This window comes from Acinetobacter gerneri DSM 14967 = CIP 107464 = MTCC 9824, from assembly GCF_000368565.1.
GTDB classification, from domain to species: Bacteria; Pseudomonadota; Gammaproteobacteria; order Pseudomonadales; family Moraxellaceae; genus Acinetobacter; species Acinetobacter gerneri.
On record NZ_KB849543.1, the window covers coordinates 431,903 to 444,554 of the forward strand.

Below are 12,652 nucleotides of genomic sequence, written 5' to 3' on the forward strand. Positions count from 1 at the left end.
CTTTTAAAAACTATTGAAAAGAATGTTTATTCCTTGCTAGCTGATGCAATACTGAAACCAATAAATCAATTTCTTCAGTGGTATTGTAGAAAGCTAGAGAAGGGCGAACAGTTTGCTCTACACCAAAACGCCTTAAAATGGGCTGCGCGCAGTGATGCCCTGAACGAACCGCTATACCATGTTGATTTAACGCTTGCCCAACTTGTTCAGTGCTATAACCTTTCAAAACAAAAGACATGACACTGGCTTTGTTTTTGGCTGTACCAATTGGACGTAGATGAGGCACACTTGCCAAAGCATTTTGACCATATTCAAGCAAATCATGTTCATAACGAGCAATATTATGAATACCGACTTGCTCAACATATTCGAGTGCAGCACCTAAACCAACAGCATCCGCAATATTTCCAGTGCCAGCTTCAAATTTGTTTGGAGCAGGTTGGTAGACCACTTGTTCAAATGTGACATCTTGAATCATATTGCCGCCACCTTCCCAAACAGGCATGCTGTCTAAGATTTCAGATTTGGCATAGACTGCACCAATCCCTGTAGGACCAAACACTTTATGTCCTGAAAATACAAAAAAATCAGCATCGATTGCTTGTACATCGGTTGGCATATGCGAAACAGACTGTGCGCCATCGACCAAGACTTTAACTCCTTTGGCATGGGCAATTTGAATCACTTCAGCCACAGGGGTAACTGTTCCCAATGCATTGGAAACTTGGGTAATGGATACCAATTTTGTTCGCTCATTAATCAGTTTAGGTACTTCTTCTAAAATGATTTGTCCCGTGTCGTCTACAGGAATGACACGCAATTTTGCCCCTGTTTTTTTGGTTAATTGAAACCATGGAACGATGTTGGCATGGTGCTCTAGATGCGATACTAAAATCTCATCTCCCTCAGTGATATTTTGCTCGCCCCAAGTTTTTGCGATTAGGTTGATCCCTTCGGTTGTACCACGCACAAAAATAATATTTTTAGACGAAGGCGCACCGATAAATCGAGCCACTACATTGCGTGCATGTTCATAAGCATCAGTAGCACGAGCTGCCAATTCATGTGCCGCTCGGTGAATATTTGAATTTTCATGCTGATAAAAATAAGCAATCCGATCAATCACGCTTTGCGGTTTTTGCGTAGTTGCTGCATTATCAAACCATACCAAAGGTCGCCCATTGACACGTTCTTGCAATATCGGAAAATCACGACGAATACGCTGAATATCTAAGGGTTGAGCTGTACTAGAGGGAATAATCAACGTAGATTGATCCACTTTTTTATTTTCTAGCTGTGGCAAATCAAGAAAATAAAAAGACTGTTCTGGATGTGCATATTTTCGATCATTTTCAAGCAATGGTTTGAGACCATCGCCATGCGGCAGCTTAAATGATTCAGCGATAGCATAATTATCCGATACAGGATTTGATGGCGTCACTTCAGGCTTAGAAAAATCATTTAAAAAATAAAATCCCGAATTCGCATCATTTTTTGGTAAAGCATTTTCAATCTGAGGAATGTTTGCAGGATTTTTCAATACTTCTGGAGCATGCGGTTCAAAAGGTGGCTTTGGAATGTTGGCTCCACCAATGACAGGTGCAGAAGCAATCGCCCGGCGTTCAGGATAATCTGGATAATTGGGAATATGATCCGGAAGTTCTGGATTGATACTTTTCTGATAGGCAATATTGGGCGCACGTGCACTCAAAGCTGCGATCGGTTCAGCAGGTTGAGGGGGATGAGGTGGCGGTGCAAAATTGGGCAGATCCAAATTTAATCCAGACGAGTTTCCTGTATTTGGCAAATTTGAAAAGAATTCGTTTGCCAATTTTTGCAAGGTCGCTTCATCAGGAAAATTTGAGGGTGGTGTGATGCCAACGGGCGTCACACTTCCCAAATCTGACACACCTGCACTACTCAAATTATTTGTAGTTAACTGGGTAGTCATGATATTTATCAACCTCTACATCGTCTAAAACGGCTAGTGCATCTGGAGTAAGAACAGCCAATGAGCAATAAAGTGAAATTAAATATGATGCAATTGCATTGCGATTAATTCCCATAAAACGAACAGATAGCCCTGGAGATTGTTCGCCTGCCAGTCCGGGTTGGAATAACCCCACGATACCTTGGCGTTTTTCTCCAACACGTAGCAAGATAATTTTGGTTTTTCCATCCTCAATAGCGATTTTATTTGATGGAATAAGAGGAACACCGCGCCAAGTAATAAACTGAGAACCAAATAAACTTACCGTTGGCGGTGGTACGCCACGACGAGTACATTCACGGCCAAAAGCTGCAATGGCATCTGGATGAGCGAGGAAAAAGCCCGGTTCTTTCCATACTTTACGTAACAAATCATCTAAATCATCAGGGGTAGGTGGACCATTCAATGTAGAAATACGCTGATCATCTGAAACGCTTGCCAGCAAGCCATACTCTGGGTTGTTGATCAGTTCACTTTCTTGACGTTCTTTAATACTTTCAATGGTTAAGCGAAGTTGTTCTTTGATTTGATCGTGTGGGCTACTATATAAATCAGCCACACGAGTATGAATGTCTAAAACTGTCGATACGCCATTTAAAAAATATTCACGTGGCGCAGCATCATAATCCACAAAGGTTTGCGGCAATGTTGCTTGATCGCGTTGAGTACAGGCAACTTGAATATCATCGGTATTACTGACTTGGTTTACTCGGTAAATACCTGCTTCAACAGGGACCCATTGCAGTAAATGTGTCAACCAACGTGGTGTTATGCTTGACAGTTGTGGTGCGGTTTTCGTGGCATTGGCAAGTTGCCTTGCTGCATGGTCACCCAGTGCAAGCTGAACTTTATCTGCATTTTTAGACATGAAAATACTATCCTCATCTTTATATGTGGTGTTAAAAGTGTGTTAAACGCGTTGTTTTAAAATGATTAAAGCTTTGTTTTTACAGTAATAATGAATTATTTTTAAACTGCATTTTTACTATAAATAAGATTGATTAATATGTTTTTTTCTCCTTGATTTAGTCATTCATTAGGCATCTGATTTATTATGCTTTTCGATAGGGGATTGATAAATTTGACTACCCGCAGGCACGCTATGGGTTAACCAAACATTTCCGCCGATACTTGATCCTTGACCAATGACAATACGTCCTAAAATAGTTGCGCCAGCATAGATCACAACATCATCTTCGACAGTAGGATGGCGGGTATAGTCTTTTTTGAGCGCGCCCTGTTCATCGAGTTCAAAGCGTTTTGCACCTAAGGTGACGGCTTGATAAATTCGAACACGTTCACCTATGACACATGTTTCACCAATGACAACACCAGTGCCATGATCAATAAAAAAGCCTGCGCCAATTTTTGCTCCGGGATGGATATCAATGCCTGTAGCAGAATGAGCAAGCTCTGAAATTACCCGAGAAAGAAGGGGAACACTGGCATAAAGTTGGTGTGCAATGCGATGGTAAATAATGGCAAAAATGCCCGGATAGCAAAGCAGAACCTCATCCACACTATGTGCAGCAGGATCGCCGTGATATGCAGCAGAAACATCTGCATCCAAGAGGCGACGAATATCAGCTAATGTATTTGCAAAATCCTGTACGATAATTTTGGCTAAGGTATCTTGTTGATCATAAATAGGGTGTTCTAAGGGTTCTGCTATATTTACATTTTTACGGTTAAATTCACGCTTTTTTTCATATTTTAGAGTGAGTTTAACTTGGCTGAAAAGTGCAGTTAAAACATGATCTAAAGTATAAGAAATATAATAATCTTCAGTTTCTTGACGAAGATCAGCAGGACCAAGACGCATTGGAAAAAGAATCCCGCATAGATCATCTAAAATAGATTTTAAAGCTTCTTTTGAAGGCAATTCACGACCACCAAATTCTTTAATTCGATGTTGTTGTTCACGCCAATCATGACGAGCTTGTTGTAAACCTTCAACGACAGGTTGGATTTTCCACTGCGTCATCATCGTTCCTTATTTTTGTGATTATGAAATTGAATAGTCATGTGATTGAGCTCGGATCATCAATCAAAGCGTATTTTCCAACAGCTTTAAAATTCAGTTAATCTTGTACCCACGGCAGTTGATGGGTTTTCCAACCATTGATTTGATTTCGTTGATTATTTTTATTTAAGTCACCTTCAAAACCTTCTAGGATATTGTAGATGTTTTGAAAACCAGCATTGAACGCAGCTTCAGCTGCAAGTGCAGAACGTTTGCCGCTTCGACATAACAATAAGATGGTTTTATCTTTACCAACTTTATTTTCCAATTCTTTTAAAAATCTAGGGTTACGATTGAAAGCAGTGCCTGTTGCCCATGCGATATGTACACCTTCAGGGATATAACCTACAAATTTACGTTCTTCATTGGTGCGGACATCAACTAAAACGACATCTGCAGATTCAACCAATTTCCATGCCTGTTTTGGGCTTAAACTTCCTGTAAAATTTAGATCATGCTGTTGTGCAAACTGTTTGGCTTCATTGAAAATTTCTTCTACATTCTTTAGTGTTTGAACTTGATCTGAAGAACCAACTTTAGCATTCATGACGATTCCTTTTTTTCTTTAAAACTTGTACTGATAAGGCAAATATTATTTTTTTTATTGCTTGTTTAGAAATAAGTAAAAATCATTTATATATCTAAAAATGATAAAAGATACGAGTTATAGCACTTATTTGAATAAAAAAATATTGATCAAAAATATGCCTAAAAGAATGAATAATAAATAAAAATATACGTAATTAAGCTTTAATTATTTCAGTAATTTTATATTGCTTTAATGACTGTTTGCTTTTTTAACGAGCCTATATATTTAAAATTATTTAAATAAAATCAATAAATTAAAAGGATGTGGAAATTTCTCTAGCGAATTCATGCAAAGCTTATCTCGAATAAATATTTTGAATTAAAAGATTTGCTTATAAAAATAATCAAGCGATCTGATCAGAGAAACCTGTTCAGCAATGAAAACTTTAAAATGAAACAATTGGACATTTCTCTTGAATTGGCAATATATCCAAAGCGTTATTCCGCAATTTATAACAGCACTCGGGATGACCTTAAAAATCTCAATAATCAGCATTATTTTAGCCATACTTCTTGGGTTGTTATGCAGTATTGTGTTGACTTACAAAGTCAAAATTTTAGACAAAATCGTAAAAATATACATAGAAATTTCACGTAATACACCTTTATTGATTCAACTGTTTTTTTTGTATTACGGACTACCAAAGCTTGGCATCAAACTTGATGGTTTTACTTGTGGCGTGATCGGACTGACTTTTTTAGGTGGTAGTTATATGGCCGAAGCCTTCAGGGCAGGTCTGGAAGCGGTGCAAAAAGGTCAAATTGATTCGGCAAAAAGTGTCGGGTTGAATCATTTCCAAGTCTTCAGGTTTGTTATCTTCCCTCAAGCACTTGCGGTATCGATTCCCGCAATTGGAGCGAATTGTCTTTTTTTGATCAAGGAAAGTTCAGTGGTCAGCGCTATTGCAATCGCAGAGCTTTTATTTGTCACTAAGGATCTAATCGGAATGGATTATAAAACCACTGAGGCATTGTTTTTATTAATTATTTCTTATCTGATTATCCTGTTACCTGTTTCATTTTTAAGCCGTTATTTTGAATATAAAAGTCGTCAGGTGAGCCATGGAGTTTGAATATTTATTTCAACATGATCATCTGATTCGCCTGTTTAGCGGGCTTTGGATGACTGCAAAAATTGCATTTATATCGGTATTTTTCTCAGCAATTTTTGGCCTAATTTTCGGCGTGATCATGACTTCGAAGTATAAGTGGGTCAAAATTTTGAGCCAGTTTTATCTGGAATCAATTCGTATTATTCCAATATTAGTCATGTTATTTGTGTTTTATTTTGGCTTTGCGACGTGGTTTAACTGGCAACTTTCTGCAGAACTAGTATGTATCGTTGTTTTCACCCTTTGGGGGACAGCAGAAATGGGTGATTTGGTCAGAGCTGCAATTAGTTCTATAGATCGACATCAACAAGATTCTGCTTATGCACTTGGATTAAGCCCAAAACAAACGCTTATTTATGTGATATTTCCACAAAGCCTAAAACGTGTAACCCCTGGCGCAATCAATTTATTTACCCGTATGGTGAAAACAAGTTCTCTTGCCATGCTCATTGGTGTGGTTGAAGTAATTAAAGTCGGTCAGCAAATTATTGAAAATTCACTTTTAACAGTACCCGATGCTTCACTTTGGATTTATGGCTTTATTTTCCTTTTGTATTTTTTACTTTGCTATCCCTTGTCGCTGTTGTCCACTTATTTAGAAAAAATTTGGGAGTAATTATGTCTTTGTTATCTATACAACATTTACAGAAATCTTTTGCAGATAATCCTATTTTACGCGGCATAGATTTAGAGGTAGAACAGGGAGAAGTAGTCGTTATCTTGGGTCCATCAGGATGTGGAAAAAGCACTTTGTTGCGTTGTATTAATGGTTTAGAACCGATTCAAAATGGTGAAATTTCACTTAAAGGTTTCGGATGCTTGGGGCGGGATATTTCATGGATCAAAGCTAGGCAAGAAATTGGAATGGTATTTCAAAACTATGAATTATTCGGTCATATGAACGTGATTAATAATATTTTGCTCGGACCACTTCAAGTACAAAAAAGACAGCGCATCGAAGCAGAAAAAGTTGCAGATGAGCTGCTTAAAAGGGTCGGTCTATATGATCGAAAGCATGATTATCCTAGACAACTATCGGGTGGACAAAAACAGCGTATCGCGATTGTGCGTTCCTTGGTGATGCAGCCCAAAGTGATTTTATTTGATGAAATCACCGCTGCACTTGATCCCGAAATGGTCCGTGAAGTACTGGATGTGGTGCTTGGATTGGCGCGTGAAGGAATGACCATGTTGATCGTTACTCATGAGATGTCATTTGCAGAAAAAGTTGCGGATCGCATTATTTTTATGGATCAAGGTCAGATTATAGAGCAGGCAAAACCAGTAGATTTTTTTGCTCATCCACAAACGGAACGTGCAAGAGCATTTTTAAACATTTTAAATTATTAAGAGAAAAACCACATGAATAATCAATATATTAATCTATCACTTGCTGTGCTTTTAGTTGGTTTTTTAACAGCTTGTCAGAAAACAACTGAAACAAAAAATGAAGCTCAGATTAATGATTCATTAGAACAAATACGAAAAAATGGTGTCATTCGTATCGCAGTATTTGCTGACAATCCACCTTTTGGTTATGTCGATAGTCAGGGTAAAAACCAAGGTTTTGACGTAGCACTTGCCAAGCAGGTCACAAAGGATTTATTGGGTGATGAAAATAAAATTCAGTTTGTGGTAACAGAAGCTGCAAATCGAGTTGAGTTTTTAAAATCAAACAAAGTTGATGTGGTATTTGCAAGTTTTTCTGTGACGCCTGAACGTAAGCAAGTTGTTGATTTTGCAGAGCCATATTTAAAGGCTGCGCTGGGCATTGCTTCGCCCAAAGCCAAGCCCATTGATCGGATAGAACAGCTTTATGGCAAAACATTAATCGTCAACAAAGGCTCAAGCTCTGATAGTTTTTTCTCTAAAAATTATCCTCAAATCAATTTGCTTAAGTTCGAACAAAATACGGATGCCTTCAACGCACTCAAAGATGGGCGAGGTGATGCGATTTCTCAAGACAGTACTTATGCCTTGGCGTGGGCTGCTGAAAATCCGAAATTCACAGTCGGTATTCAACAAATTGGCAATCAAGACTATATCGCGTCGGCGGTAAAAAAAGGCAATAGCAGCCTTTTAAAATGGTTGAACAGTGAAATGATTCATCTCAGGGAAACGGGACAAATTCAAAGCATTTATCGACAAACATTACAGCCTATTTATGGCAATTCAGTCGATCCCAATATTTTTCTAGATGTTCAAAAAAAGTAATCAATATCAATTTTTTATTCAAATGAAAATGTACATAAAAGGTGAAATAAAATGTTAAAACTTCAAAAAAATATTCAATATCTTTTGGCTGCATCTGTATTAAGTTTGGGTTTACTCGGCTGTAATAAGGCAAGTGATAGTCAGCCCAAAGCAGCAGATACATCCGCTTCAAGTATTGAACAAATCAAAAAAAATGGTGTAGTCAGAATCGGTGTGTTTAGTGATAAACCACCATTTGGCTATCTGGATGCACAAGGTAAAAACCAAGGTTTTGATGTAGAAATTGCGAAACACGTTGCCAAAGATCTATTGGGTGATGAAAATAAAGTTGAATTTGTGCTTACCGAAGCAGCCAATCGGGTTGAATATCTAAAATCAAATAAGGTCGATATTATCTTCGCCAATTTTACTGTTACGCCTGAACGCAAAGAAGTTGTTGATTTTGCCAAGCCATATTTGAAAGTGGCACTCGGTGTAGTATCTCCAAAAGATCATCCGATTAGCGATATAAATCAATTGAAAGATAAAGTTTTATTGGTCAATAAAGGCACGACAGCTGATTCATATTTTACCAAGAAATATCCAGAAATTAAGCTACAAAAATATGAGCAAAATACAGAAACTTTTGCAGCATTAAAAGATGGACGTGGTGCGGCTTTGGCGCATGACAATTTACTGGTATTGGCTTGGGCAAAAGAAAATCCGAATTATACCGTTGATATTACAACACTTGGAGAGCATGATTTGATTGCACCTGCTGTGAAAAAGGGTGATAAGGAACTTTTGGATTGGTTAAATAAAGATCTTGAAAAGTTGGCTAAAGAAGGCGTGATTCATCAGGCTTATGAAAAAACGTTGCTGCCTATTTATGGCGATAGTATTCCTGCCAAAGATTTAATTATAGAGTAATGACTATAATGACTTGGGATTTACTGACTTTTCAGTGCAGAAGCATGTGTTGTTCACATTTAGAGTAACTTCCATTTTCTCAATATTTATATTCAATAAAGCGCTACTTCAAGAGATGTAGCGCTTTAAAAAACTACAACTCTACATCCAATCATAGCTACTTTGCTGGCTTAGGGTTATCATAGTTCAATCAAGACATTGGAACGAATTATGAAAATTGTCGCGGATGAAAATCTAGCCTTTACCGAATATTTTTTCTCAGAATTCGGAGATATTCATCAAACAGCGGGGCGTACTTTGACACATGATGATGTGCATGATGCAGAGGCTTTGCTGGTTCGTTCTGTGACAAAAGTCAATGAAGCTTTGATCGATGAAACGCCTTTGAAATTTATCGGCAGTGCGACCATTGGTACAGATCATCTCGATATTGCAGCAATCGAAAAACATCAAATTGCATGGTCAAATGCAGCAGGTTGTAATGCTCAAGCCGTTGCAGAATATGTTATCACTGCATTATTAAATTTAGATCCTTCATTATTAGATAAAAATGACCAATTTACTTTGGGAATCATTGGGCTAGGAAATGTCGGCTCTCGTTTAGCTTATATGGCTAAACTTTTGGGTTGGAAAGTGATCGCCTTTGATCCTTTTGTAAATCGTGAAAATATAAAACAAGTCGAATTAAATCAGTTGTTGGCTGTAGCTGATGCGGTAACCACACATGTTCCTTTGACTAAAACGGGTGAATATCCTACGTTTCATTTAATTGATGAAAATGCTTTAAATTGCATGAAAAAGGATGCAATTTTAATCAATAGCGCTCGTGGACCAGTGGTATCAGAAGCAGCATTGATCACAGATATTGAAAAAAATCAACGTAAAGTTGTGCTGGATGTATTTGAACATGAACCTGAAATTTCACAAAAACTACTCGATTTGGTAACGATTGTTACGCCGCATATCGCGGGTTATAGTTTGGAAGGTAAGGCTCGTGGCACACAAATGATTTACGATGCTTTTTGCAAGACATTTGCATATCAAGCACATAAAAAGTTTGAGAGTCAGTTACCTGCGTGTGCACAGTATTTTTATGGCAATGACATCAAACAGACATTAAAAAAATATCACCATGAAATTTATGATATTTCACGTGATGATACCAATCTTCGTAGCTGTTTAAAAGACGGAAAAGTAGACCAAAAAGCATTTGATTATTTACGTAAAACTTACCCTTTACGTCGTGAGTGGGCTGTACATGGGGGACCAAAAGCATGAGCTTTGCATATCAACCGACGTGTGAAATAAAAGCCCTCAAAGCACGTGCCAAACTTTATCAGCAATTACGTCAATTTTTTGCTGAACGTGATGTATTAGAAGTTGAAACGCCAGTTCTTTCACAGGCAGGTGTGACGGATGTGCATTTAGCATCTGTGCAAGCGACACGTCATGTACAAGGTAAACAGCAAACGCATTATTTACAGACTTCGCCAGAATTTGCCATGAAACGTTTATTGGCGAGTGGCAGTGGTGCGATTTATCAAATCTGTAAAGTATTTCGTGATGATGAGCATGGTCGTAAACACAATAGTGAATTTACCATGTTGGAATGGTATCGCCCTGAATTTTCATTGAAAGATTTGATGCTTGAAGTAACGGACTTACTCAATGTCGTGGTTGCAGAACGCTTTGGTGAGGTTCGCCCGACGATCTTAAGTTATAAGCATGCTTTCCAAGATCGTTTAGATCTCAATCCTTTACAGGCAACATTAAAAGAATTAAAGGATGCAGCACATCGAGTTGGACTCAATATTGATCTGGGTCATGATCGTTTGGCTTATATAGATTTGTTGTTTTCTCATATGGTTGAGCCAAGTCTTGGTTTTGATACACCAGTATTTTTAACTGATTTTCCACCTGAAATGGCATCACTCGCCAAAGTCAAAATGGATGAAGATGGTGAGCAGGTTGCTGCACGATTTGAGCTATACATCGAAGGTTTAGAGCTTGCCAATGCTTATGATGAGTTGATTGACGCAGAAGTTCTACGTTCACGATTTATTGCGGACAATGCTGAACGTGAGCAGTTGGGCTTACATATCATGCCAATCGATGAGTTTTTATTGGCGGCTTTACCGAATATGCCTGAATGTTCTGGCATTGCATTGGGAATTGACCGTTTATTGATGGTAATACAAAATCAGATGAAGCTTGAAAAAGTGATTAGCTTTCCTGCGGATGTGTCTTAAAACATTTGTTTTGGTCCAATTTAAATATTTTATAGATAGAAGGGATGCGTGTGAGAAAAGAAAATGTACTTTTAGTGGTTTTTTGGAAATCCTTAGCAGTATCAATTATTGCTGGGATAATAGTTATCAGCATTACTTATTTACTTTTTGACTATAATAAACAAATGTCTACAATGACGGTAAACATTTCATATATTAAAGATATTTATAGCATAATCTTTGCAATTTTTGCTCCGTTTATTGCAATCTATCTCTTTAGTGATTGGAAAGAGCAGCATAATAAACAGATTATTGCAGATGAAGCAAAAAAACTGTTAATTAGTATAGATAAAGATATATATTTCTTGGCAAATTTAAAAGCTACTTTAGAAATGAAAGATCAGAAAAAAACTTTATTTCAAGAGTATGATGATTCGGTATCTAATTCAGTTCGAAATTTTATGCAAAATCATAATTTGAATGATGAACAAGGTTACTTGGTATCTGAATTAGCAAATATTCTTGAATTTGAAAAGATTAGAAAAGAATATTCAGAAGTTACTTTGCTAATACAAAATACGATGAATATGCTCATAAAAAGTAATGTGCCAATCGAACAAATAGTGGAGTTACTTGAAACTTTTAGAAAAAAATTTGCAATTTTAAATAAAATTTATAAGCAAAATATAAAAAAACTTATTTTTGCATAAGATTGAGAAATTTTATAAAAAATGATTATTGTCATTTTTATAATATTGACTTGAATAGCTCTAAAAAATAAAGCGATTCAATGTATTTTAATGTCTATGTTCCATTTGAGATATTTCAACTCACCAATCGTTTCTATATGGCGTTGAATCAGCATTTCACCAATATCTGCACCTGTGCTTCGGGTGGTAGATCGAAAGCTTTGATTGAACGTATAACTATTGATGGTAGTACAAAACCAAATGAAGCTTGAGAAGGTGATAAGCTTTCCTGCGGATGTCTCTTAATGATTTAATCGGCTTTTTTATGATTACCATTCTAAAGGCTGAACTTTATGCCAAAGTTCAGCCTTTTACAGAAGAATTAAAACAAATGATGCTGATTTAAAATCTACACTTTAAAAGTAAAAGCTGATTACTTTTGCTTTTTAAGTTTCTTTTTAAGCTGTTTGACTTTGCTTTCATGTTTTGAAATCTTTTCAAGACGTGCTTTGATCTTCTGTTTCAACTTTTTCACTTGTTTAGACATGATGTCACTCCTTGTTTTGAGATTCCGTTGACTGATGTTTTTTGATAAAACTACGGATAAATTTTCTTAACTCACGTGCTGCTGTGGTATCCAATTCTTCACATAAATGAATAAATTCATCACGCTCGGCAGTATTGATGCGAATTAAGAGTTGTCCATCTTTTTTATTGACCTTGGTTTTTTTGGGAAGTTCAGTCATCGTGTAATATCACCCAAATCATGATGCCAATCAAAAAAATGTATATACAATATATATACAGGTTGAAAATTAGGCAAGTTAAGTATAGTAAGTAAATGTTTGTTTATGAAACAAAAGATGAGACTCTAAACTCATTCACTCAAATGATCTAAA

At 36.9% G+C, this 12,652-nt stretch carries 14 protein-coding genes; 9 read left to right on the forward strand and 5 right to left on the reverse strand.

Annotation, left to right across the window (positions count from 1 at the left end):
* Positions 1 to 10: 10 nt before the first annotated feature.
* The 4 genes from F960_RS10265 to F960_RS10280 all read right to left on the reverse strand — a co-directional run bounded on the left by F960_RS10265 (position 11) and on the right by F960_RS10280 (position 4,560).
* Complete coding sequence (locus F960_RS10265; protein WP_004863649.1) at positions 11 to 1,951, reverse strand: family 2A encapsulin nanocompartment cargo protein cysteine desulfurase; 1,941 nt, start codon at positions 1,949 to 1,951, stop codon at positions 11 to 13.
* Positions 1,926 to 2,858 (reverse strand): family 2A encapsulin nanocompartment shell protein, encoded by a 933-nt coding sequence (locus F960_RS10270; protein ID WP_004863651.1) that lies wholly within the window; start codon positions 2,856 to 2,858, stop codon positions 1,926 to 1,928. The genes F960_RS10265 and F960_RS10270 overlap by 26 nt, the downstream gene beginning before the upstream one ends.
* Before the next feature lie 168 nt (positions 2,859 to 3,026).
* A complete protein-coding gene (gene epsC / locus F960_RS10275; RefSeq protein WP_004863654.1) occupies positions 3,027 to 3,974 on the reverse strand; it encodes a serine O-acetyltransferase EpsC in 948 nt (315 codons plus the stop codon).
* A 97-nt stretch (positions 3,975 to 4,071) separates the two neighbouring features.
* Positions 4,072 to 4,560 carry a rhodanese-like domain-containing protein gene (locus F960_RS10280; protein WP_004863657.1) on the reverse strand — a complete coding sequence of 163 codons (489 nt, stop codon included), beginning with the start codon at positions 4,558 to 4,560 and terminating at the stop codon, positions 4,072 to 4,074.
* A 454-nt stretch (positions 4,561 to 5,014) separates the two neighbouring features.
* Between F960_RS10280 and F960_RS10285 the strand changes: the two genes are divergently transcribed.
* From F960_RS10285 to F960_RS22370, 9 genes are all read left to right on the forward strand, one after another.
* Positions 5,015 to 5,674 (forward strand): amino acid ABC transporter permease, encoded by a 660-nt coding sequence (locus tag F960_RS10285; protein ID WP_004863660.1) that lies wholly within the window; start codon positions 5,015 to 5,017, stop codon positions 5,672 to 5,674.
* The gene (locus F960_RS10290) at positions 5,664 to 6,329 is read left to right on the forward strand and encodes an amino acid ABC transporter permease (RefSeq protein WP_004863662.1); all 666 of its coding nucleotides are present in this window, start codon (positions 5,664 to 5,666) and stop codon (positions 6,327 to 6,329) included. Before F960_RS10285 ends, F960_RS10290 begins: the two co-directional genes overlap by 11 nt.
* Positions 6,330 to 6,331: 2 nt before the next feature.
* Positions 6,332 to 7,063: an amino acid ABC transporter ATP-binding protein gene (locus F960_RS10295; protein WP_004863667.1), complete on the forward strand. Its 732-nt coding sequence runs from the start codon at positions 6,332 to 6,334 to the stop codon at positions 7,061 to 7,063.
* Between the two features lie 12 nt (positions 7,064 to 7,075).
* On the forward strand, positions 7,076 to 7,927 hold the full coding sequence (locus tag F960_RS10300; RefSeq protein ID WP_004863670.1) for a transporter substrate-binding domain-containing protein: 852 nt from the start codon (positions 7,076 to 7,078) through the stop codon (positions 7,925 to 7,927).
* A 51-nt stretch (positions 7,928 to 7,978) separates the two neighbouring features.
* The gene (locus tag F960_RS10305) at positions 7,979 to 8,836 is read left to right on the forward strand and encodes a cysteine ABC transporter substrate-binding protein (RefSeq protein ID WP_004863673.1); all 858 of its coding nucleotides are present in this window, start codon (positions 7,979 to 7,981) and stop codon (positions 8,834 to 8,836) included.
* Positions 8,837 to 9,046: 210 nt separating this feature from the next.
* Positions 9,047 to 10,114, forward strand: a complete 1,068-nt coding sequence (locus F960_RS10310) for a 4-phosphoerythronate dehydrogenase (RefSeq protein ID WP_004863676.1) — start codon at positions 9,047 to 9,049, stop codon at positions 10,112 to 10,114.
* Positions 10,111 to 11,085, forward strand: coding sequence for an EF-P lysine aminoacylase EpmA (epmA, locus tag F960_RS10315; RefSeq protein WP_004863679.1), 975 nt, complete (start codon positions 10,111 to 10,113; stop codon positions 11,083 to 11,085). The genes F960_RS10310 and epmA overlap by 4 nt, the downstream gene beginning before the upstream one ends.
* Positions 11,086 to 11,135: 50 nt before the next feature.
* Positions 11,136 to 11,774 carry a hypothetical protein gene (locus tag F960_RS10320; RefSeq protein ID WP_154650752.1) on the forward strand — a complete coding sequence of 213 codons (639 nt, stop codon included), beginning with the start codon at positions 11,136 to 11,138 and terminating at the stop codon, positions 11,772 to 11,774.
* Between the two features lie 80 nt (positions 11,775 to 11,854).
* On the forward strand, positions 11,855 to 12,025 hold the full coding sequence (locus F960_RS22370; protein WP_020846419.1) for a hypothetical protein: 171 nt from the start codon (positions 11,855 to 11,857) through the stop codon (positions 12,023 to 12,025).
* A 279-nt stretch (positions 12,026 to 12,304) separates the two neighbouring features.
* On the opposite strand, the gene F960_RS10325 is transcribed toward F960_RS22370, so the two are convergent.
* A complete protein-coding gene (locus tag F960_RS10325; RefSeq protein WP_004863688.1) occupies positions 12,305 to 12,499 on the reverse strand; it encodes a hypothetical protein in 195 nt (64 codons plus the stop codon).
* Positions 12,500 to 12,652: the final 153 nt, after the last annotated feature.